We start from the raw sequence: 20,739 nt of genomic DNA on the forward strand, positions 1-20,739 counted from the left end.
TCTCAGTGGCCCCCGCCCACCGAGAGGACGGCCAGCAGGGTCAGCGCCAGCGCCAGCCAGGCGTGCGCGGCGGCGTGCCACTCCCGCCACGGCGCCGGGCGCCGGGGACCCCGCCGGGCGGCGGCCACGCACGCGGCCGCCGCGACCAGCTCCAGGGCGGCGCACGTGGCGTCCCACGTGCCGACGGCCTCGGGCCGGGGCAGCAGCCCGAACGGCAGGCCGGCGGTGCGGGTCACCGCCCAGAGCCCGACGACCGCGAGGTTGCCGGCCGCGCCCGCGGCCAGCCAGCGCCGGGTCGGCCGGCGCAGGGCGCGCTCGGCCCAGGCCAGCTGGACCAGTGCGCAGGCGACGAAGAACGCCCCGACCACCAGGCGCTCGCGCAGGTGCGCCGGGATCATCGCGGCGTGGATCCCCGCGGCCGCCGCGGTGCCGGTCACGGCCACCGGCAGGAGCAGCGTCGATCCCGGGGCGGCGAACCGCGCGGGGCCGGCGGGCGCGGTCAGGAGGTCGGTGACCCGGCCCAGGGCGATGGTCGGCGCCAGCAGCGACCCGAGCCCGGCCAGGCCGGCCACCACCAGGGCTGCATGCACCCCGTGCGCCAGCATGTCCGCAGCGTAGGGTCCCGCGCGCCCGAGCGGGAACAGGACGCGGAAATTCCCGGAGTTGAGTGGAACAGACTCAACTTTGGCCGCGTTGGAACCTGTGTCGGGCACAGGGGGTGCCCGCACCCACCGAGCACGCAGGAGAATGACCAGCATGAGCCAGTTCGGGGCCGAGAAGTTCACGACCCGCAGCCGGGAGGCCGTCGAGGCCGCCCAGCTGATCGCCACCACGGCCGGCAACACGCACACCGAGCCGATCCACCTGCTCGTGGCCCTGCTGCGCCAGGAGGACGGGACCGCGCGGAACCTCGTCACCAAGGCCGGCGTGGACGCCGCCGCCCTGACCGCCCGGGCCGAGGCCGCGCTCGCCGCGCTGCCCACCGCGAGCGGCGCCACCGTGCAGCAGCCGGCCGGGTCGGCCGCGCTCACCCGGGTGCTCGCGGGCGCGCTGGACCTCGCCGCGAGCATGAAGGACGACTACGTCGCGACCGAGCACCTGCTCATCGCGATCGCCGGCACGCCCAAGAATGACGGGGACTCGGCGCAGAAGCTGCTCGCGGACGCCGGCCTCACCGAGGCGGGGCTGCGGGAGGGCCTCACGGCCGTGCGCGGCAACCGCCGGGTGACCAGCCAGGACGCGGAGTCGACGTACGAGGCTCTCGAGAAGTACTCCGTGGACCTGACCCAGGCCGCCGAGGAGGGCCGGCTCGACCCGGTCATCGGCCGGGACGCCGAGATCCGCCGCGTGGTGCAGGTGCTGTCGCGGCGCACCAAGAACAACCCCGTGCTGATCGGCGAGCCCGGCGTCGGCAAGACCGCCGTCGTCGAAGGGCTCGCGCAGCGCGTGGTCGCCGGCGACGTCCCCGACTCGCTCAAGGGCCGCCGGGTGCTCAGCCTGGACCTGGCCGCGATGGTGGCCGGGGCGAAGTACCGCGGCGAGTTCGAGGAGCGGCTCAAGGCCGTGCTCGAGGAGATCAAGGACTCCGGCGGCCAGGTCATCACCTTCATCGACGAGCTGCACACGGTCGTCGGCGCGGGCGCCGGTGGCGACTCCGCGATGGACGCCGGCAACATGCTCAAGCCGATGCTGGCGCGCGGCGAGCTGCACATGATCGGCGCGACGACGCTTGACGAGTACCGCGAGCGGATCGAGAAGGACCCGGCGCTCGAGCGCCGCTTCCAGCAGGTCTTCGTCGGCGAGCCCAGCGTCGAGGACACCATCCAGATCCTGCGCGGCATCCAGGAGAAGTACGAGGCGCACCACGGCGTCCGGATCACGGACGCCGCGCTGGTCGCCGCCGCCACGCTGTCCGACCGGTACATCCCCGGCCGCCAGCTGCCCGACAAGGCCATCGACCTCATCGACGAGGCCGCGTCCCGGCTGCGCATGGAGATCGAGTCGTCCCCCGAGGAGATCGACCAGCTCCGGCGCCAGGTCGAGCGGCTGAAGATGGAGGAGTTCGCGCTCGAGAAGGAGTCCGACGAGGCCTCCCGGGAGCGGCTCGAGGCGCTGCGCCAGGACCTCGCGGACCGCGAGGAGGAGTTGCGCGCGCTGGAGGCCCGCTGGGAGCGGGAGAAGTCCTCGCTCGAGGGGGAGGGCGAGCTGCGCCGCCAGCTCGACCAGCTCCGCATCGAGGCCGACCGGCTGCAGCGCGAGGGCGACCTGGGCAAGGCCAGCGAGATCCTCTACGGGCGGATCCCGGCCCTGGAGCGGCAGATCGAGGCCGCGGGCGAGGCCGAGAAGACCGACCTCGAGCCGCTGGTCGGCGAGGAGGTCGGTGCCGAGCAGGTCGCCGAGGTGGTCGAGGCCTGGACCGGCATCCCCACCGGCCGGATGCTCGAGGGCGAGACCGCCAAGCTGCTGAAGATGGAGGAGGTCATCGGCGAGCGGCTGATCGGGCAGCGCGAGGCCGTGACCGCGGTCAGCGACGCCGTGCGCCGGTCCCGCGCCGGCATCAGCGACCCGCACCGGCCCACCGGCTCGTTCCTGTTCCTGGGCCCGACCGGCACCGGCAAGACCGAGCTGGCCAAGGCGCTCGCGGACTTCCTGTTCGACGACGAGCGGGCGATCGTCCGCATCGACATGAGCGAGTACTCCGAGAAGCACTCGGTGGCCCGCCTGGTCGGCGCCCCTCCGGGCTACGTCGGGTACGACGAGGGCGGCCAGCTCACCGAGGCCGTGCGCCGGCGCCCGTACAGCGTCGTGCTGCTCGACGAGGTGGAGAAGGCGCACCCGGAGGTCTTCGACATCCTGCTCCAGGTGCTCGACGACGGCCGGCTCACCGACGGCCAGGGCCGCACGGTCGACTTCCGCAACACGCTGCTGATCCTCACCAGCAACCTGGGCTCGCACTTCCTCGTCGACCCGCTGCTGGACCCGGAGAAGAAGCGCGACTCGGTGATGGCGGTCGTGCGCTCCTCGTTCAAGCCCGAGTTCCTCAACCGGCTCGACGAGATCGTGCTCTTCGAGGCGCTGACCATGGACGAGCTGACGCACATCGTCGACCTGCAGCTCGGGCTGCTGGAGAAGCGGCTGGCGGTCCGCCGGATCGCGATCTCGGTGACCGAGGCCGCGAAGCGGTGGCTGGCCGACACCGGCTACGACCCGGCGTACGGCGCCCGTCCGCTGCGCCGCCTGATCCAGTCCGCGATCGGCGACCCGCTGGCGAAGATGCTGATCTCCGGCGAGGTGGCCGACGGCGGCAGCGTCACCGTGGACCGGTCGCCGGACGGCGACGGGCTGCTGCTGACGACCGCCTGAACCTGGCGTGGTGAAATGAGCCGGTGAGCGAGAAGAGCCCCCGACCGCGTCAGGTGACGATGGTCGCGTGGCTGACCATGGTCGGCTCGGTGATCGTCGTGCTGCTCGTGTTCGACCGGGTCTCCGGTCTGCACACGCTCGAGACCCGGCAGTCGATCGAGAAGTTCCTGGCGGAGCCGCCGGGCAGCGACCTCGGGCTCGGCGTCGACGGCGTGCTGTCGATGATCCGGACGCTCGCGATGGTCACGGCGGGCTGCGCGACGGCGGCGGCGATCCTGGGCTACCAGGTGCTCCGCCGCAGCCGCAGCGCCCGGCTGGCCCTGACCGTCCTCGCGGTCCCGCTGTTCTTCGCCGGGCTGGTCACCGGCGGGTTCGTGTCGTCGCTGGTCGCCGCGTCCGCGGCGATGCTGTGGCTGCAGCCGGCCCGCGACTGGTTCGGTGACACCCCTCGGACCGCGCCGGCAGCGCCGGCCGCGCCGGCCCCGCCGGCGACCCTCGTGGCAGCCGCGCCGTCGGCGCCGGTGGCCGCGACGTCGTCGGCCCGGCCCACGGGCGTGACGGTGGCCTGCGTGCTGACCTGGATGGCGACCGGCCTCACCACCCTCGGCCTGGTCGCGACCGGCGTGCTGCTGGCCCTCCGGCCCGAGACGCTCCTCGACGAGGTGCACCGGCAGAACCCCGAGCTCCGGTCCGAGGGCGTCAGCGACGACCTGCTGATCGGCGTCACGTTCGCGCTGATCGCGGCGATGGTGCTGTGGTGTGTGTCCGCCGCCGTGCTGGCGGTGCTCGTCTTCCGGCGCACCGAGTGGGCGCGGATCGTGCTGGTGGTCTCGGCGGGCACCGCGGCCGCGCTCTCCCTCGTCGGTACGGCGATCGGCGCGTTCCTGCTCGCGCTCACCCTGGTCGCCAGCGTGGCGACGCTCGCCCTGCTGCTGCGGCCCGACGTCCGCCAGTGGTTCAGCCAGCGGCCAGGTCAGCGGCCGCCAGCCGTGCCAGGCCCTCCTCGATGACCGACTGCTCCTTGCAGAACGCCCAGCGCACCAGGTGCCGGCCGGCGTCGGAGTCGTAGAACCCCTGCGTCGGGATCGCCACGACGCCGGCTCGTTCCGGGAGCGCGAGGCAGAAGGACCGGCTGTCCTCCCAACCGAGCGCCGAGACGTCCGTGGTCGCGAAGTAGGTGCCCTCGGGGACCCGGACGTCGAGCCCGATGCCGGCGAGCCCGGCGCACAGCACGTCGCGCCGCGCCCGCAGCTCGGCCGCCAGCTTGCGGGGGAAGTCCGCCTCCTCGTCGAGGGCGTACGCCACCGCGGGCTGCAGCGGCGACCCGGACGTGAACGTGAGCCACTGCTTCGCGGCGAGCACCGCGTCGACCAGCTCGGCGGGGCCGGTCGCCCAGCCGACCTTCCAGCCGGTGAACGAGTAGGACTTGCCGACGCTGGACAGGGTGAGCGTCCGCTCGAACATGCCCGGCAGCGTCGCGATCGGCACGTGCTCGTGGTCGTCGAACACCAGGTGCTCGTAGACCTCGTCGGTGATCACCACGAGGTCGTGCTCGATCGCCAGGTCGGCGACGGCCTGCAGCTCGGCGCGGGTCAGCACGGTGCCGGTGGGGTTGTGCGGGGTGTTCAGCAGCACGAACCGGGTCCGCGGCGTCACCGCCGCGCGGAGCTCGTCGGCGTCCAGCCGGAAGTTAGGGGAGCGCAGCGTGACCGGCCGGCGTACCCCGCCCGCCATCTGGATCATCGCGGTGTAGGAGTCGTAGTACGGCTCGAGCACCACCACCTCGTCGCCCTCGTTCACCAGCCCGAGCAGGGCGGCCGCGATCGCCTCCGTGCAGCCCGTCGTGACGACCACCTCGCGGTCGGGGTCGAGCTCGAGGCCGTAGTGGCGCAGCTGGTGCCGGGCGATCGCCTGGCGCAGGGCGGGTACGCCGGGGCCGGGCGCGTACTGGTTGAGCCCGTGCTCGAGGGCGTGCACCGCGCGGGCGATCACGTCGGGCGGGCCGTCGACGTCGGGGAAGCCCTGGCCGAGGTTGACCGACTGGGTCCGCGCGGCGAGCGCGGACATCGCCGAGAAGATCGTCGGTGGGATGCCGTCGAGACGGTGGGCGAGCATGTGTCGACCCTAGCCGCGCCGATAGTGTCGGCCCCGTGGACGAGACGCTGGCCGCCGGCCTTGCCCGTGACGTGGACGCGATCTGCCGCCTGACGGGGGAGTTCACGCTCCGCTCGGGCCAGCAGGCGACGGAGTACTTCGACAAGTACCTCTTCGAGGCCGACCCCCAGCTGCTGCTGCGGGTCGCGCGGGAGATGGTCGGTCTGCTCCCCGACGACACCGACCTGCTCGGCGGCCTGGAGCTCGGCGGCGTCCCGATCGCGACGATGGTCAGCAGCCTGACCGGCCGTCCCGCGCTGTTCGTGCGCAAGAAGGCCAAGGAGTACGGCACCTGCAAGCTCGCCGAGGGTCCGGACGTCGCCGGCCGGCGGGTCACGCTGATCGAGGACGTGATCACGACCGGCGGTGCGGTCCGCGACGCGACGAACGCGCTGCGCGCCGCGGGGGCCACCGTCGAGGTCGTCGTGTGCGCCATCGACCGCAGCCCGGCCGGGGAGAACCCGCTCGCCGACGTGGGGCTCCAGGTGCGTCCGGTGCTCACCAAGGCGCAGCTGGACGCCGCCCGGCGGTAGCGAGCGCTCAGACCTCGCTGGTCTCTGCGGGAGCCGGGTCCACCTGCTCCGCCGAGTGCCGGGTGCGGTGCCGGCGGCGCTGCCACAGCTCCCACGCGATCGGGACCACCGTGAAGGCGAGGATGACGAGCAGCGCCTTGTCGATGTTCGCGCCGAGGCTCGGGAACGCCTGGCCGAGCGTGAAGCCGAGCAGCAGGATGCTGCCGACCCAGAGGACCGCGCCGACGAAGCTCCACAGGAAGAACCGGCGCCGGTCCATCCGCGTGACGCCCGCGACCACGGTGATGAACGTGCGGACGAACGGCACGAACCGGCCGATGACCAGCGCCTTGTTGCCGTGCTTGTCGAAGAACGCGTGGGTCTGGTCGAAGTACTTCTTCTTCAGGATCCGGCCGTTGCGCTGGTACAGCGGCGGCCCGATCGCGCGGCCGATCTCGTAGCCGACGACGTTGCCGAGGAACGCCGCAGTCGTCAGCAGCACGAAGCCGATGACCAGCTCGACCAGCGGCGGCGTGCCGAAGATGTCGATGCGGCCGGAGTTGAGGAAGAGTCCGAGCGCGAACAGCAGCGTGTCACCGGGCAGGAACGGGAAGAACAGGCCGCACTCGACGAACACGATGAGCAGGCTGATCCAGTAGAACGCACCGCCGAACTGGTCCAAGAGCCAGTTGGGGTCCATCCAGTCCATGCCCAGCAGCATCGGAGCCTGGGCCAGGGCTGTGGTCACCTGCTCACGGTACCTGCCGCTCGTGAACGGGACATGAAGTTCGCCTACCGTGTCCGCCGTGGAGGAGCGCGCGCCGTACGACCCGATGCCCCACGGGCCGGCCGAGGTCGGCGTCGGGCCGTGGGTGGGGCCGTGGCCCGAGGGCGAGCAGTACGACGCGACGCTGCTCGCCGAGGGCGACCGGCGCAACGTGGTGGACCGCTACCGGTACTGGACCGTCGAGGCGATCGTCGCCGACCTGGACACTCGCCGGCACGACTTCCACGTCGCGATCGAGAACTGGCAGCACGACTTCAACATCGGCACGATCGTGCGGACCGCGAACGCGTTCCTCGCCGCCGAGGTGCACATCGTCGGCAACCGCCGGTGGAACCGCCGCGGCGCGATGGTGACCGACCGCTACCAGCACGTCCGGCACCACGCCGACGTGCCGGCACTCGCGGCGTACCTCCACCCGCTCGGCGTCACGCTGCTCGGCATCGACAACCTGCCCGGCTCGCTGCACCTGGAGACCACGACGGTCCCCCGGAAGGTGTGCTTCCTGTTCGGCCAGGAGGGGCCGGGCCTCTCCGCGGGCGCGCGCGCCGCGTGCGACGGGACGTTCTCGATCGCGCAGTTCGGGTCGACCCGGTCGATCAACGCGTCGTCGGCGGCCGCGATCGCCATGCACACCTGGGTCCGCGAGCACGCCGACCTCTCCGACGAGGCGGCCTGGCGGGGGTGACCGGTCCGGGTCAGCGCCGGGTCTGCGAGTAGCAGCCCACGACGTACCGCCGCCCCGGGACGTCCCACCAGGAAAAGAGGTACTTCCTGCTGGTGAGGTGGCCGGCGCAGCCCCGCCGGGCGGCGCGCCGGACGGTCGACTGAGTGGCCTTGCCGCGGGCGTAGAAGGCGTACGACGAGCGCCACGCGTGCGTGTCAGCGCAGGTCGTGAAGTGCCGCTTGCGGGTCACGCAGCGGGCGACGTCGTCGGGGAGGTCCGCGCTCAGCGGCGTCGGCGTGAGGGGCAGGTCGGTGAGCCGGCTGTCCTCGGGCACGGCGACGAGGCAGTCGAACCAGCGCGCCCCCAGGCTCTTCTGCTGGGCGGTGGGCGCGAAGAAGTAGGTGCGGTACTGCGAGCGGTAGAGCTGCAGCCGGTTGCGGCCGATCGTCGCCGCCTGCGCGGGCCCGCACACCTTGTTGACGGCCTTGAGGATCGCGCGCCGGGGGGAGTCCCACGTGAGGTCGTCGGGCAGCAGGGCCACCGCCGTGACCAGCAGCGTGTGGTCCTGGGAGCAGTCGACGGGGAGCTCGGGGCTCGCCGGCGCCGCGGCCTGGCGCAGGGTCAGGTCGAAGCAGGCGCCCACCGGTGGCGCGCCGAACCAGGTCGGATCTCCGGCGACGGCCGGGGCGGTCCCGAGGAGGCCGCCCGCGAGCAGCAGCGCGGCCGTGGTGGCGAGGGTGCTCCTGGGGGAGAGCGGCGATCGGCGCATCGAGGTGACCTCCCCCGAGACCCGACAGACGGATGTGGCCACTGTAGGACGGCGGCGCCGGCCGCGCAGGAGATCCGTGCCGAGCGGGCAGCTCGCCGGCGATCGGTTGTCATCGGCCTCCCGTCCTCGCTCAGCCGGGGTGCTCGCTCGTCATCAGGAGCCCGCGCAGCGACTCCAGCCCGCGCGACGAGTGGCTCTTGACCGTGCCCTCCGCGATGCGCAGCTCCCGCGCGGTCTCCTCGACCGAGAGGCCCAGCCAGTGGCGCAGGACGACGACCTTGCGCTGCATCTCGGGCAGCGCCTGGAGGGCGTCGACGAGCGCCGACCGCTCCTCGGGGGCGAGGTCGGCTCGCGCCGCCTCGTCCCGGCCCTCGAGGCCCGGCCGCTCCCGGCGCCACGGGCGCCGTGACTCGTCGATGCTCGTGCGCACGATGATCTGGCGGGCGTAGGCCTCCTCGCGGCCGGCGCTGTGGATCCGCGGCCAGGCGACGTACAGCTTGAGCAGCGAGGTCTGGAGCAGGTCCTCGGCGAGGTGCCAATCGCCGCAGATCGCGTACGCGACCCGGCGCAGGTGGCCCTGCCGGGCGGTCACGAACCCGGCGTACTCCGCATCCCGTGCGTCCCGAGACGCCCGGCTCATCGCAGACCCTCGCCGCTGGCGTACTGCGACCGGGCGTAGGTGAGCAGCTCGTCGAAGGTCGCGCCGACGACGTCCCGGGGCGGCGTGGTGATCACGTCCAGCTTGCCGTCGATCACCCGCCACACCACGAAGTACGACCTGCCGGTGGCCCGGACCTGGACGACGGCCGCGCCGGTCTTCGCGCCGGGCGGGGCGAAGTCGGGACCCAGCCGAGGGTCGTCGGTGCGCTGCAGCACCTCGGTGCCCGCCGTCGGGTCGACCTCCCCGGTGCCCGCCAAGCGCATGGTCTGCGGCCAGCCGCCGTGGGAATCGCCGGTCTCGCCGACGGCCGCCGCGACCTGGTCGTCCACCCAGGCGCGAAAGCTCGCCCAGCCGTTGCTGGGCACGGACGACGAGTACCCGTAACCCTTGGTGTCGGTCTCCGCGATCAGCCACTGCCGCTGCCCCTCGTAGGTCAGGTCGAGCGCGACGGAGTCCTTCGGCAGCTGGTAGTCGTAGGGGTTCTCGATCCGCTCGTGCACGACCACGCCCGAACGGATCTGCAACTCGCCGTCGAGGTACCGGACCGGGGTGTCGTCCTCCCAGGACGCCGTCGGCGCCGCCGACCCGGACGGCGCGGGCGGCTCGGTCGCGATCATCCGCCCGGCGTCGCGCTCGGACCCGGGCGAGCCGATCGCCCAGGTGGCGCCGAGCACGGTCATCACCCCGCACGCCACGGCCGCCGTCGCCAGCCGGCGACGCCTCAGCGCCCGGTGGCCCTCGGCGATCCGCTGGTCGACCGGCCGGTGCGCCGGCTCTCCTGCGAAGGACTCCTCGAGCTCCTCGCGCAGCCGCTCCGTCAGTGACATGGTTCCCCGCCTCTCTCGTGCTCTTCCACCCGACAAGACGAGGCGGTCGCGCCGCGGGTTGTCACGGGGCCGGAAGTCGTCCCAGCGCCGCGACGGCCGCGTCGGCGTCGGCGACCACGACCCCGACGTCCTCGGGCAGGTCCCACGGGTCGATCAGCACCAGCGGCACGCCGGTCCGCCGGGCCAGCGCGATCTCGCTGAGCGTGCCCCAGCTGCAGCCGACCGCGACGACCGCGTCGGCGGCCCGGACGAGCAGCCCGTTGCGCAGCTCGCCGAGGCCGGTGGGCAGGAGGAAGGTGTGCTCCGGCGTGCCCTGGGACCGGTCGAGCCCGGGCATCAGCCCGATCGAGGTGCCCCCGGCCGCCGCGCAGCCGTGGGCCGCCGCCTGCATCACGCCGTGGTGGCCGCCGGTGAGCAGGACCGCGCCCCGGCCGGCGAGCAGCCGGCCCAGCCGCTCGGCGGCGGCGAGGTCCGACGGCCGGGCGCCGTCGGCCGGGCCGACCACTGCGACGTACCGACCCGTGAGCTGCACTCCTCAACGCTAGTAGGGTCGGAGCATGCCCATCGTGACTCCCGAGAAGTACGCCGAGATGCTCGACGCCGCCAAGGCCGGCCAGTACGCCTTCCCGGCCATCAACGTGTCGTCCTCGCAGACCCTGAACGCGGCGCTGAAGGGCTTCGCGGACGCGGGGTCGGACGGCATCATCCAGGTCTCCACCGGAGGTGCGGAGTACCTGTCCGGCCCGAGCGTGAAGGACATGGTCACCGGGTCGGTCGCGTTCGCGGCGTTCGCCCGCGAGGTCGCGAAGAACTACCCGGTCAACATCGCGCTGCACACCGACCACTGCCCCAAGGACAAGCTCGACGGCTTCGTCCGGCCGCTGCTCGCGATCTCCGAGGAGCGCGTCGCCCGCGGCGAGGAGCCGCTGTTCCAGTCGCACATGTGGGACGGCTCCGCCGTGCCCCTGGAGGAGAACCTCAAGATCGCCGAGGAGTTGCTCGAGCGCTGCGTCAAGGCCAAGGTCATCCTCGAGATCGAGGTCGGCGTGGTCGGCGGCGAGGAGGACGGCGTCGAGAACGCCATCAACGAGAAGCTCTACTCGACCCCGGCCGACGCCATCGCGACGGCGAAGGCGCTCGGGTACGGCGACCGCGGCTACTACATGACCGCGCTGACCTTCGGCAACGTGCACGGCGTCTACAAGCCCGGCAACGTCAAGCTGCGCCCCGAGGTCCTCAAGGAGGCCCAGGAGGCGGTCGTCGCCGAGTTCGGCCTCGAGCCCGGATCGAAGCCGTTCCACCTGGTGTTCCACGGCGGCTCCGGCTCGACGCCCGAGGAGATCGCGGCGGCGGTGGACTATGGCGTGGTCAAGATGAACGTCGACACCGACACCCAGTACGCCTTCACCCGCCCGATCGCGGACCACATGTTCAAGAACTACGACGGCGTGCTCAAGATCGACGGGGAGGTCGGCAACAAGAAGGCCTACGACCCCCGCGCCTGGGGCAAGGCGGCCGAGGCCGGCATGGCCGCCCGGGTCGTGGAGGCCTGCGAGAACCTGCGCTCGGCCGGCAGGTCGCTCGGCGCCTGACCCATCGTCGAGTCGGCGCTACTGCAGGTGGCCGACCTGCAGTAGCGCCGACTCGGGCGTTTCTGGACCTGCAGTGGCGCCGAGTCGGCGGCTACTCGGCTGGGGCGGCGGCAGGTGCGGCCGCGCCGGCGTACCCGGCGTGGCGGGGCTTCTCGAAGAACAGCACCGCGACGAAGCCGACGACGAACGCGGCGGCCGGGAGCAGCACCGACGTCGACATCGCGGTGCTGAACGACTCCGCCACCGCGGGCGGCAGCGAGCCGCCCGCGGCGGCGCCCTCGCCCTGGAAGGTCGAGGGCAGGCCCTCCGCGGCGAGGCGGGAGTCGATGAGCACGGCGATCGCGGCGGACCCGATCACCGCGCCCACCTGGCGGGTCGCGTTGTAGACGCCCGCGCCGGCACCGGCCAGCTGGATCGGCAGGTTGCGGGTCGCGGTGGCGCTGTTCGGCGCCCAGACGAACGCGTTGCCGACCCCGAACACGAGCATCGGCGGCACCGTCCACCAGATCGAGGTGTCGGGCGTCATCACGACGGTCAGCCACAGCAGCCCGACGATGAGGCACCCGAAGCCGGACGCGGTCAGGATGCGCGGGTGCACCCGGTCCGTGAGCCGGCCGATCGGCCGGGCCAGCACGAGCGTCATCAGCGCCATCGGGACCAGGATCAGCGCCGACCGGGTCGGGCTGAGCCCGCGCACGACCTGAGCCCAGATCATGATCGGGATCGCGACCGCGGTGATCGAGAAGCCCATCACCGAGATCGCGACGTTCGAGAGCGAGAAGTTGCGGTCGCCGAAGAGCCGCAGCGGCACCAGCGGCTCGGCCTTGTTGCGCGACTGCCAGAGGACGAACAGCCCGAGCACGACCAGGCCGCCCACGATCATCGACCAGATCACGGCGTTCCAGGAGTACTGGTGGCCCTCCTGGATGCCGAACACCAGCAGGAACATGCCCGCGCCGCTCAGCGCGACGCCCAGCCAGTCGAACCGGTGGGTGTGCGTCGGCAGCGCCGGCACCAGCCGGGCGGCGAGCACGAAGCCGATCAGCCCCACGGGCACGTTGATGAAGAAGATCCACTCCCAGCCCAGCCCGTCGACGAGCACGCCGCCGAGGATCGGGCCGACCAGGGTGGCCACGCCGGCGGTCGCGCCCCAGAGCGCCATCGCGGCGCCGCGGCGCGCGGCCGGGAAGATCCGGGTGATGATCGCCATCGTCTGCGGCGTGATCATCGACGCGCCGAGGCCCTGGACGACCCGGGCCGCGATGAGCATCCCGATCGAGCCGGTCAGGCCGCACCACAACGAGGCCAGCGTGAACACCGTCAGCCCGGTCAGGTAGAGGTTCTTCGGCCCGAACCGGTCGCCGAGGCGACCGGTGATCAGCACCGGGACGGCGTAGGCCAGCAGGTAGGCGCTGGTCACCCACACGACGTCGTTCACGTCGGCGTGCAGGTCCTCGATGATCGCCGGGGTCGCGACCGACACGATCGTGGTGTCGACCAGGATCATGAAAAAGCCGATGCACAGGGCGAACAGCGCCGGCCAGGGCTCCTTCCCGCCGGTCGGGTCGGTGGTCGCGTGCGGGGCTTGCTGGGTCACGGACCTACCTAACACCCGACCGTGGACAATTGGCGCCATGACCTCCTTCAGCGGACCGGACCTGATGGCGGGACCCCCGCCGACCCACCTCCCGGAGGACCCGGCCGCGGCCGACCTGGCGCCGGGTGCGGACGCGATGGACGTCGTCCGCCGGCACCCCGAGTCGCCGCTCGCCTGGGCCACGCTCGCGACCCTCGCGGCCGACGCCGAGGACGACCCGGTGACGATCTACGCCTACGCCCGGGTCGGCTACCACCGCAGCCTCGACCTGCTGCGCCGCAACGGGTGGAAGGGGCACGGGCCCGTGCCGTGGGAGCACGAGCCGAACCGCGGCTTCCTCACCTGCCTCGCCCTGCTCGCCCTGGCCGCGCGCGCGATCGGCGAGGACGCCGAGTGGGAGCGGTGCTCGGAGTTCCTGCGTGACTCGAGCCCGACCGGCCACGAAATCCTGCTGGGCCAGGAACTGCTGGGCGACGCGGACGGGGCCTGAGCCCGTCGGTAGCCTTGGCGGGTGACCGAGACGCCCCAGGAGCAGCCCGACCTCGACCTGAACGACCAGATGCTGGTCCGCCGGGAGAAGCGCGCGCGCCTGCTGGACGAGGGTCGCCAGCCCTACCCGGTCTCGGTGCCGCGCACGCACACCCTGGCCGAGGTCCGCGAGACCTGGGGCCACCTCCAGGCCGGTGAGGAGACCCAGGACGTCGTCGGCGTCACCGGGCGCGTGGTCTTCATCCGCAACACCGGCAAGCTCTGCTTCGCCACCCTCCAGGAGGGCATCGGGACCCGGCTGCAGGTGATGCTCAGCCTCGCCGAGGTCGGCGCGGACGCGCTCGCGGACTGGAAGCACACGGTGGACCTCGGGGACCACGTCTTCGTCGAGGGCCGGGTGATCTCCTCCAAGCGCGGTGAGCTGTCGGTCATGGCGTCGCGCTGGGAGATGGCCAGCAAGGCGCTGCGGCCGATGCCGGTCCTGCACAAGGAGCTCTCGGAGGAGGCTCGGGTCCGGCAGCGGTACGCCGACCTCATCGTGCGCCAGGAGGCGCGCGACATGGTGCGCACCCGAGCGGCCGTCGTCCGGGCCGTGCGCCGGACCCTCGAGGACCAGGGCTACCTGGAGATCGAGACGCCGGTGCTCCAGCTGATCCACGGCGGCGCCCGGGCGCGGCCGTTCCGCACGCACATCAACGCCTTCGACCAGGAGATGGTGCTGCGCATCGCGCTCGAGCTGAACCTGAAGAAGGCGGTCGTCGGGGGCGTCGACCGGGTGTTCGAGATCGGCCGGATCTTCCGCAACGAGGGCGTGGACTCCACCCACAGCCCCGAGTTCACGATGCTCGAGGCCTACCAGGCCTACGGCGACCAGCACACGATGGCCGCGCTGATCAAGGACATGATCCTGGCCGCCGCCGACGCCACGGGGTCGCGGCAGATCGAGACCGCCGACGGCACGATCGACCTCGACGGCGAGTGGCGCTGGCTGCCCGTCTACACCGGCGTGAGCGACGCCGTCGGGCAGGAGATCACGCCCGAGACCGACGTCGAGACGCTGCAGAAGATCATGGTCGCCCACGAGCTCGACTTCGACCCCTCCTGGGGCGCCGAGAAGCTGGTGCTCGAGATGCTCAGCGAGCTGGTGGAGCCGCGGCTGCTCCAGCCGACGTTCGTGTGCGACTACCCGCCGTCCGCGCAGCCGCTGGCCCGGCCGCACCGCGACGACCCGCGCCTGATCGAGGCGTGGGACCTGATCATCGGGGGGGTCGAGCGCGGCACGGCCTTCAGCGAGCTCGTCGACCCCGTGATCCAGCGCGAGGTGCTCACCGAGCAGTCCCTGCAGGCCGCGGGTGGCGACGTCGAGGCGATGCAGCTCGACGAGGACTTCCTGCGGGCGCTGGAGTACGGCGCGCCCCCGATGGGCGGCCTCGGGCTCGGCATCGACCGGCTGATCATGCTGTTCACCGACGCCGGCATCCGCGAGACGATCCTCTTCCCGCACCTCAAGCCCGAGGCCTGAGCGAGCACGCAGAAGAGCGCCGGAACCGCCGCCCAGTGGCGGGACCGACGCCCTCGCTCTGCGCGCCTGGGACCACCCATCCCCCGATGCGGTGGTACCGGTGACCGGCCACGCCCCGAGAGGCGTGACCGTCGACGCGACGGCGGCATCGTCCCACTGACCGCTCCCTGCCACACGAGACAAGAGGACGCTGGCAGCAACCTGCCACCGGCCGCTAGGGTGCGGGCATGGTCCGGCCCGGATCGCTGTCCGTCCTCACCGCGCTCGGCTTCACCCCGCGCGTCGACGGCCTCTACCAGCGCCTGCGCAGCCAGTCCGGGCGGGACGTGGACCGCCTGGCGGCGTCGATGCTGCGCACGCCCGACGAGCTGCTCGGCGAGCTCGAGCCGCTGCTCCGCGCCGGGATCGTGCGGCACGAGGGCGACCGGCTGATCGTCGAGCCGCCGGCGGAGGCGGTGCGGATCGTGGTGGCGGACCAGGCCGCCCGCTCCCAGGCGGCCCGGCGCCGGCTCGAGGGCATCGCCGACGCGATCGACCTGCTCGCCGCCGAGGAGGGCCGCCCGGTGCCCTCGGAGCTCGACCGCAGCCTGCCGATCGACGGCGAGGTCGTCACCGCCGCGGAGCGGACCGGGCTCTACACGCTGGTGCGGTCGCTGATCCTGGGCAGCCGGGGCGACCTGCTGTGGCTGCGCCCCGACCAGTGGCGCGGTCCCCGCGAGGAGCGGATGACCGCGCTGCTCCGCGAGGCCCTGCAGTCCGGCGGCCGCGCGTCCCGGGCGATCTACCCGGTGCGGGCCACCGCCGACGCCCCGGAGGCGCTCGCGGCCAGGGTCGCCGCGGGCGAGCAGATCCGCGTGTTGCCGGACCTGCCCACCCGGATGCTGGTGATCGGCGACTCCCACGTCGTCCTGCCCGACCCGCTGGGGTACGCCGACATGCCGCTCGCCGTCGTCCGGCAGCGCGGGGTGGTCGAGGCGATGGCGCTGTGGTTCGAGCTGCTCTGGGAGCGCGCGGCGGTGCCCGCGGTCGGTGACGCGGGCCGGCCGGACCTGCGGCGGTTCCTGCTCCAGCAGCTCGCCGCCGGCGAGCACGACGAGCAGATCGCCCGCAAGCTGGGCATCAGCCTGCGCACGGTCCGCCGCCGGATCGCGGACCTGATGAGCGAGCTCGGCGCCGACTCGCGGTTCCAGGCGGGCGTCGAGGCCGCCCGGCGCGGGTGGATCTGAGCCGACCTCAGGGCAGCAGCATCGAGTAGGCCTCGGGCTCGACGTGCCAGGTCCGCTGGCGCTCGGGGCCGTAGATCTCGCCGTCCGCGCTGCACCAGAACGGCCCGCCGCAGACCGAGACCGTGCGGCCCCGGCGGTAGGTGACGTCCTCGCGGTGGTGGTGGGTGGCGAAGCCCAGGCGCACGGCGTACAACAACCGGGCCAGCGGCCCGGTCGACCGGGAGACGAGCACGTCGACCTGCCCGTCCCGGGGGTCGGCGTCCGGCGTGAGGTGGGTGCCGCCGCCGACCGACGGGCCGTTGCCGACCGCGACCATCAGCACCGGGTCGTCGAGGTCGCACACGACCTCGCCGTCCACCTCGACCCGCAGCCGGACGAGGGGCGGGTCGACGGCGGTGAGCAGGGCGCCGATCGGGTAGCCGACCCGGCCGAGCCGCTTCTTCACACCCTCCGCCCGCCGGCTGGCCTCGGCCCCGACGCCGACGTGGACGCTGTTGACGACGATCTCGCCGACCTCGTCGACGACCAGGTCCATCGCGTGCGGCTTGTCGCGGAGCAGCACCCGCGCGGCCTCCTCGACGTCGAGGGGGATGCCGACGCCGCGGGCGAAGTCGTTGCCGGTGCCGAGCGGCAGCAGCCCGATCACCGCGCCCTTGAGGTCGCGGCGGCGGTGCAGGGCCGCGATCACGGCGTGCAGGCTGCCGTCGCCGCCGGCCACCACGATGGGGCGGGAGCCGGCCCGGTGCAGGACGCTGTCGAGCTCGCCGGGGTTCGACGTCGCGGCCACCTCGACCGACGTGCGCTCGCGCAGCACCGCGAGGGCGGCGGTGAGGCTCTCCTCGTCCGACGACCCGGCGTCGCTGTTCGTGATCACGAGGAGGGGGTCCACGTGGCGGACCCTATCCGAGCGACCCGAACCGCTGGATCACCTGTTTGGTAGCCTCTGGCCGCAAGAGCTCCGGTGCTGTTGTGCCGGAGTTTCTCTCTTTGTGCAGGAGGCAGTGCATGCCGGCCATCGCCATCATCGGCGCCCAGTGGGGTGACGAGGGCAAGGGGAAGGCGACCGATCTCCTCGGCTCGCGCGTCGACTACGTGGTCAAGTTCAACGGCGGCAACAACGCCGGCCACACCGTGGTCATCGACCAGGAGGACGGGTCGAGCGAGAAGTACGCGCTCCACCTGCTGCCGTCCGGCATCCTCACGCCGGGCTGCACGCCGGTCATCGGCAACGGCGTCGTCGTCGACCTCGCCGTGCTCTTCGAGGAGCTCGACGGGCTGGTGGCCCGCGGGGTGGACGTCAGCCGCCTGAAGATCAGCGCCAACGCGCACGTGATCGCCGACTACAACCGCACCCTGGACAAGGTCACCGAGCGGTTCCTCGGGTCCCGCCGGATCGGCACCACCGGCCGCGGCATCGGCCCGACGTACGCCGACAAGATGAACCGGATCGGCATCCGGATCCAGGACATCTTCGACGAGAAGATCCTGCGCCAGAAGGTCGAGGGCGTCCTCGACCTCAAGGGCCAGGTCCTCACCAAGATCTACAACCGCCGGCCGGCCACGGTCGACGAGACCGTCGAGGAGCTGCGCGCGTACGCCGACCGGCTCGAGCCGATGGTCTGCGACACCGGGCTGCTGCTCAACCAGGCGCTGGACCGCGACGAGATCGTGCTGCTCGAGGCCGGCCAGGCCACGCTGCTCGACGTCGACCACGGCACCTACCCGTTCGTGACGTCCTCGTCGGCCACCTCCGGCGGCGCGTGCACCGGTTCCGGCATCCCGCCGACCCGGCTCGGCCAGGTGATCGGCATCGTCAAGGCCTACACCACGCGCGTCGGTGAGGGGCCGTTCCCCACCGAGCTGCACGACGACGCCGGCGAGCACCTGCGCAAGGTCGGCGCGGAGTACGGCACGACGACCGGGCGCCCGCGCCGCTGCGGCTGGTACGACGCGGTGATCGCGCGGTACGCCGCGCGCGTCAACGGCGTCACCGACTTCGTGCTGACCAAGCTCGACGTGCTCACCGGCCTGGAGAAGGTCCCGGTGTGCGTGGCCTACGACGTCGACGGCACCCGCCACGACGAGATGCCGGTCAACCAGAGCGACTTCCACCACGCCGTACCGATCTACGAGTACCTCGACGGCTGGTGGGAGGACATCTCCGGCGCCCGCACGTTCGAGGAGCTCCCCGCCAACGCGCGGGCGTACGTCGAGGCGGTCGAGCAGATGTCCGGCGCGCGGATCTCGGCCGTGGGCGTCGGCCCCTCGCGCGACGCCACCGTCGTGCGGCACGATCTCCTGTCATGATCGAGCCTGCCGTGCTGGATCCCCGGCAAGCGATCGACCGGTTGCGGGCGGCGTTCCGCGGTCCCGACCGGCACCGCACCCTGCACGCCAAGGGCCGGTTCTACGCGGGCACCTTCACCGCGACCCCGGAGGCCACGGCCCTGGGCCGGGCCGGGCACCTGACCGGCGACCCGGTCCCGGTGCTCGTGCGCTGGTCGAACGCCGGCGGCAACGCGGAGGTCCCGGACCGGGTGCCGGACATCCGGGGCATGGCCGTGAAGTTCCGGCTGCCCGACGGCACCGAGACCGACCTGCTCGGCCAGACGTCACGGCGGTTCCCGACCGACAGCCCGGAGGAGTTCGTCGCGATGACCGAGGCGTCGCGGCGCCCGGCGACGCTGCCGCTCTTCATGCTCCGCCACCCCCGGATGGTGCCGGCGATGCTCGACGGCCTGCGCAGCAAGGCGGTCTCGACGCCGGCCAGCTTCGCGGAGCCGACGTACTACCCGATCCACGCGTACGGCTGGCGCGACGCCGGCGACCGGCTCAGCTGGGTGCGGTACGTCTTCGCGCCGCAGCCCTCCGAGCGGCTGCCGGAGCGGTACGACGACCTCTTCGCCGAGATGGCCGACCGGCTCGCCCGCGGGCCGGTGCGCTACGACGTACGCCTCCAGGTCGCCGGGCCCGGCGACGACCCGCACAGCGCAGTGTCGGTCTGGAAGCACGCCCGCGAGCTGCTCGGCGGCACCATCGAGGTGACCGAAGAGCTGCCCGATCAGGATCCGGTGGTGTTCGACCCGGCCCGCGTGGTGGACGGCATCGAGCTGTCCGACGACCCCATCCTGCGGTATCGCCCCTCGGCGTACTCCGAGTCGATCGCCCGGCGCACCTAGTCTTGGGGCCTGTGAAGACCCTCGTCATCGGCACCGGCGGCCGCGAGCACGCGCTGGCCCTCGCCCTGTCGCAGGACCCCTCCGTCGCCGAGGTGCACGCCGCACCCGGCAACCCCGGCATCGCGGCGGTCGCGACGCTGCACGACGTCGACCCGATGTCCGGCGCCGCGGTGGCCGACCTGGCCGCCGCGCTCGGGGTCGACCTGGTGGTCGTGGGCCCCGAGGCCCCGCTGGTCGCCGGCGTCGCGGACGCCGTGCGCGACCGGGGCATCGCGGTGTTCGGGCCGTCCGCCGCGGCCGCGCGGCTCGAGGGCTCGAAGGCGTTCGCCAAGGACGTGATGGCCGCCGCCGGCGTCCCGACGGCGGGTGCGCAGGTCTGCACCACCGCAAGCGAGGTCGTCGCGGCCTTGGACACCTACGGACCTCCGTACGTCGTCAAGGACGACGCGCTGGCGGCGGGCAAGGGCGTGGTCGTGACCCGGGACCGGGACGAGGCGCTCGCCCATGCGGAGTCGTGCGACCGCGTGGTGGTCGAGGAGTTCCTCGACGGGCCCGAGGTGTCGGTGTTCGCGATCTGCGACGGGACCACGGCGTACGCGCTGCAGCCCGCCCAGGACTTCAAGCGGATCTTCGACGGCGGCCGCGGCCCCAACACCGGCGGCATGGGCGCCTACAGCCCGCTCACCTGGACCCGGCCCGACCTCGCCGAGGTGGTGCTGGAGCAGGTGGTCCGGCCGACGCTGGCCGAGATGGCCCGCCGCGACGCGCCGTTCGTGGGCTGCCTGTACGTCGGCCTCGCGCTGACGCCCGCCGGCCCCCGGGTCATCGAGTTCAACGTGCGGTTCGGCGACCCGGACAGCCAGCCGGTCCTCGCGCTGCTGGAGTCCCCGCTGGGCGAGCTGCTGCACGCCGCCGCCACGGGTCACCTCGCGGACCTGCCGGCCCCGACCTTCGCCGACGGCGCGGCCGTCACGGTGGTGCTCGCCTCCGCCGGCTACCCGGAGTCGTCGTCCCGGGGCGACGTGATCCGCGGCGTCGGCGCCGCCGGCGGGGTGCACGACGTCGACGTCATCCACGCCGGCACGGCGATCGTGGCCGCGCCGGAGCCGGGCGACCCCGACCACCGCCACCTCGTGACCGCCGGGGGCCGCGTCCTCGCCGTCCGCGCCCGCGGCTACGACGTGGACGACGCCCGCGCCCGCGCGTACGCCGCCGCCGACCTGATCACCTTCGACGGCCTCCAGCGCCGCAGCGACATCGCCGCCGAACCCCTCGGCGTCGTCGAGGGCGCCTCCCTCCGTTGAGTTGGGCGTGAATTCCCTGTGAGTGGGGCCGGAGTTCCCCGCTCGGCGGGAACGAGGCCCAACTCAACCGGAAGCGAGGCCCAACTCAACGGC

General features: G+C 72.9%; 20 protein-coding genes. 11 read left to right on the plus strand and 9 right to left on the minus strand.

Annotation, left to right across the window (positions count from 1 at the left end; genetic code table 11):
- Nucleotides 1-2 precede the first annotated feature (2 nt).
- Complete coding sequence (locus tag ABD086_RS02220; RefSeq protein WP_343905239.1) at nucleotides 3-605, minus strand: hypothetical protein; 603 nt, start codon at nucleotides 603-605, stop codon at nucleotides 3-5.
- 151 nt (nucleotides 606-756) lie between these two features.
- Between ABD086_RS02220 and clpB the strand changes: the two genes are divergently transcribed.
- Nucleotides 757-3,363 (plus strand): ATP-dependent chaperone ClpB, encoded by a 2,607-nt coding sequence (gene clpB, locus ABD086_RS02225; protein ID WP_343905240.1) that lies wholly within the window; start codon nucleotides 757-759, stop codon nucleotides 3,361-3,363.
- 23 nt (nucleotides 3,364-3,386) lie between these two features.
- Nucleotides 3,387-4,373 carry a hypothetical protein gene (locus ABD086_RS02230; protein WP_343905242.1) on the plus strand — a complete coding sequence of 329 codons (987 nt, stop codon included), beginning with the start codon at nucleotides 3,387-3,389 and terminating at the stop codon, nucleotides 4,371-4,373.
- On the opposite strand, the gene ABD086_RS02235 is transcribed toward ABD086_RS02230, so the two are convergent.
- Nucleotides 4,321-5,478, minus strand: a complete 1,158-nt coding sequence (locus ABD086_RS02235; protein WP_343905244.1) for a pyridoxal phosphate-dependent aminotransferase — start codon at nucleotides 5,476-5,478, stop codon at nucleotides 4,321-4,323. The genes ABD086_RS02230 and ABD086_RS02235 overlap by 53 nt on opposite strands.
- 35 nt (nucleotides 5,479-5,513) lie before the next feature.
- Here ABD086_RS02235 and pyrE point away from each other — a divergent pair, with 35 nt between their 5' ends.
- Nucleotides 5,514-6,050: an orotate phosphoribosyltransferase gene (gene pyrE / locus ABD086_RS02240; RefSeq protein ID WP_343905246.1), complete on the plus strand. Its 537-nt coding sequence runs from the start codon at nucleotides 5,514-5,516 to the stop codon at nucleotides 6,048-6,050.
- A 7-nt stretch (nucleotides 6,051-6,057) separates the two neighbouring features.
- On the opposite strand, the gene ABD086_RS02245 is transcribed toward pyrE, so the two are convergent.
- The gene (locus ABD086_RS02245; RefSeq protein WP_343905247.1) at nucleotides 6,058-6,777 is read right to left on the minus strand and encodes a DedA family protein; all 720 of its coding nucleotides are present in this window, start codon (nucleotides 6,775-6,777) and stop codon (nucleotides 6,058-6,060) included.
- 85 nt (nucleotides 6,778-6,862) lie between these two features.
- On the opposite strand from ABD086_RS02245, the gene ABD086_RS02250 reads away from it, so the two are divergent.
- Nucleotides 6,863-7,501, plus strand: coding sequence for a TrmH family RNA methyltransferase (locus ABD086_RS02250; RefSeq protein ID WP_343905311.1), 639 nt, complete (start codon nucleotides 6,863-6,865; stop codon nucleotides 7,499-7,501).
- Between the two features lie 10 nt (nucleotides 7,502-7,511).
- Here ABD086_RS02250 and ABD086_RS02255 read toward each other — a convergent pair whose 3' ends face one another.
- From ABD086_RS02255 to ABD086_RS02270, 4 genes are all read right to left on the minus strand, one after another.
- Nucleotides 7,512-8,249: a hypothetical protein gene (locus ABD086_RS02255; protein WP_343905249.1), complete on the minus strand. Its 738-nt coding sequence runs from the start codon at nucleotides 8,247-8,249 to the stop codon at nucleotides 7,512-7,514.
- A gap of 130 nt (nucleotides 8,250-8,379) precedes the next feature.
- Nucleotides 8,380-8,889: a SigE family RNA polymerase sigma factor gene (locus ABD086_RS02260; protein WP_343905250.1), complete on the minus strand. Its 510-nt coding sequence runs from the start codon at nucleotides 8,887-8,889 to the stop codon at nucleotides 8,380-8,382.
- Complete coding sequence (locus ABD086_RS02265) at nucleotides 8,886-9,737, minus strand: hypothetical protein (RefSeq protein ID WP_343905251.1); 852 nt, start codon at nucleotides 9,735-9,737, stop codon at nucleotides 8,886-8,888. The genes ABD086_RS02260 and ABD086_RS02265 overlap by 4 nt, the downstream gene beginning before the upstream one ends.
- A 61-nt stretch (nucleotides 9,738-9,798) precedes the next feature.
- Entirely contained in the window at nucleotides 9,799-10,269 is a 471-nt protein-coding gene (locus ABD086_RS02270; protein ID WP_343905253.1) for an SLOG cluster 4 domain-containing protein, read from the minus strand.
- Nucleotides 10,270-10,294: 25 nt separating this feature from the next.
- Here ABD086_RS02270 and fbaA point away from each other — a divergent pair, with 25 nt between their 5' ends.
- Nucleotides 10,295-11,329, plus strand: coding sequence for a class II fructose-bisphosphate aldolase (gene fbaA, locus ABD086_RS02275; RefSeq protein ID WP_343905255.1), 1,035 nt, complete (start codon nucleotides 10,295-10,297; stop codon nucleotides 11,327-11,329).
- A 91-nt stretch (nucleotides 11,330-11,420) separates the two neighbouring features.
- Here fbaA and ABD086_RS02280 read toward each other — a convergent pair whose 3' ends face one another.
- Nucleotides 11,421-12,965: a DHA2 family efflux MFS transporter permease subunit gene (locus tag ABD086_RS02280; protein ID WP_425571513.1), complete on the minus strand. Its 1,545-nt coding sequence runs from the start codon at nucleotides 12,963-12,965 to the stop codon at nucleotides 11,421-11,423.
- Between ABD086_RS02280 and ABD086_RS02285 the strand changes: the two genes are divergently transcribed.
- From ABD086_RS02285 to ABD086_RS02295, 3 genes are all read left to right on the plus strand, one after another.
- The gene (locus ABD086_RS02285; RefSeq protein ID WP_343905258.1) at nucleotides 12,964-13,416 is read left to right on the plus strand and encodes a DUF3151 domain-containing protein; all 453 of its coding nucleotides are present in this window, start codon (nucleotides 12,964-12,966) and stop codon (nucleotides 13,414-13,416) included. The two genes, ABD086_RS02280 and ABD086_RS02285, sit on opposite strands and share 2 nt — an antisense overlap.
- A gap of 21 nt (nucleotides 13,417-13,437) precedes the next feature.
- Complete coding sequence (lysS, locus tag ABD086_RS02290; protein ID WP_343905261.1) at nucleotides 13,438-14,937, plus strand: lysine--tRNA ligase; 1,500 nt, start codon at nucleotides 13,438-13,440, stop codon at nucleotides 14,935-14,937.
- Between the two features lie 227 nt (nucleotides 14,938-15,164).
- On the plus strand, nucleotides 15,165-16,163 hold the full coding sequence (locus ABD086_RS02295; protein ID WP_343905262.1) for a helix-turn-helix transcriptional regulator: 999 nt from the start codon (nucleotides 15,165-15,167) through the stop codon (nucleotides 16,161-16,163).
- Between the two features lie 7 nt (nucleotides 16,164-16,170).
- Here ABD086_RS02295 and ABD086_RS02300 read toward each other — a convergent pair whose 3' ends face one another.
- Entirely contained in the window at nucleotides 16,171-17,052 is an 882-nt protein-coding gene (locus ABD086_RS02300; protein WP_343905263.1) for a diacylglycerol/lipid kinase family protein, read from the minus strand.
- A gap of 116 nt (nucleotides 17,053-17,168) precedes the next feature.
- Here ABD086_RS02300 and ABD086_RS02305 point away from each other — a divergent pair, with 116 nt between their 5' ends.
- From ABD086_RS02305 to purD, 3 genes are read left to right on the plus strand one after another with little or no spacing between them, the layout of a single operon-like run.
- A complete protein-coding gene (locus ABD086_RS02305) occupies nucleotides 17,169-18,470 on the plus strand; it encodes an adenylosuccinate synthase (RefSeq protein WP_343905264.1) in 1,302 nt (433 codons plus the stop codon).
- Nucleotides 18,467-19,342, plus strand: a complete 876-nt coding sequence (locus ABD086_RS02310; protein WP_343905265.1) for a catalase — start codon at nucleotides 18,467-18,469, stop codon at nucleotides 19,340-19,342. The genes ABD086_RS02305 and ABD086_RS02310 overlap by 4 nt, the downstream gene beginning before the upstream one ends.
- 11 nt (nucleotides 19,343-19,353) lie before the next feature.
- Nucleotides 19,354-20,646, plus strand: coding sequence for a phosphoribosylamine--glycine ligase (gene purD / locus ABD086_RS02315; RefSeq protein ID WP_343905266.1), 1,293 nt, complete (start codon nucleotides 19,354-19,356; stop codon nucleotides 20,644-20,646).
- The last annotated feature ends 93 nt before the right edge of the window (nucleotides 20,647-20,739 follow it).

Origin of the sequence: Nocardioides aquiterrae (assembly GCF_039526625.1) — a bacterium.
Taxonomy (GTDB): domain Bacteria; phylum Actinomycetota; class Actinomycetes; order Propionibacteriales; family Nocardioidaceae; genus Nocardioides; species Nocardioides aquiterrae.

Excerpts from the sequence above, each read along its gene's own strand:
- fbaA (WP_343905255.1), top strand. The coding sequence starts at position 10,295 with ATGCCCATCGTGACTCCCGAGAAGTACGCCGAGATGCTCGACGCCGCC.
- ABD086_RS02250 (WP_343905311.1), top strand. The coding sequence starts at position 6,863 with ATGCCCCACGGGCCGGCCGAGGTCGGCGTCGGGCCGTGGGTGGGGCCG.
- ABD086_RS02285 (WP_343905258.1), top strand. The coding sequence starts at position 12,964 with ATGACCTCCTTCAGCGGACCGGACCTGATGGCGGGACCCCCGCCGACC.
- ABD086_RS02265 (WP_343905251.1), bottom strand. The coding sequence starts at position 9,737 with ATGTCACTGACGGAGCGGCTGCGCGAGGAGCTCGAGGAGTCCTTCGCA.
- ABD086_RS02235 (WP_343905244.1), bottom strand. The coding sequence starts at position 5,478 with ATGCTCGCCCACCGTCTCGACGGCATCCCACCGACGATCTTCTCGGCG.
- ABD086_RS02305 (WP_343905264.1), top strand. The coding sequence starts at position 17,169 with ATGCCGGCCATCGCCATCATCGGCGCCCAGTGGGGTGACGAGGGCAAG.
- ABD086_RS02310 (WP_343905265.1), top strand. The coding sequence starts at position 18,467 with ATGATCGAGCCTGCCGTGCTGGATCCCCGGCAAGCGATCGACCGGTTG.
- ABD086_RS02220 (WP_343905239.1), bottom strand. The coding sequence starts at position 605 with ATGCTGGCGCACGGGGTGCATGCAGCCCTGGTGGTGGCCGGCCTGGCC.
- ABD086_RS02280 (WP_425571513.1), bottom strand. The coding sequence starts at position 12,965 with ATGGCGCCAATTGTCCACGGTCGGGTGTTAGGTAGGTCCGTGACCCAG.
- ABD086_RS02260 (WP_343905250.1), bottom strand. The coding sequence starts at position 8,889 with ATGAGCCGGGCGTCTCGGGACGCACGGGATGCGGAGTACGCCGGGTTC.
- ABD086_RS02255 (WP_343905249.1), bottom strand. The coding sequence starts at position 8,249 with ATGCGCCGATCGCCGCTCTCCCCCAGGAGCACCCTCGCCACCACGGCC.
- clpB (WP_343905240.1), top strand. The coding sequence starts at position 757 with ATGAGCCAGTTCGGGGCCGAGAAGTTCACGACCCGCAGCCGGGAGGCC.
- ABD086_RS02295 (WP_343905262.1), top strand. The coding sequence starts at position 15,165 with ATGGTCCGGCCCGGATCGCTGTCCGTCCTCACCGCGCTCGGCTTCACC.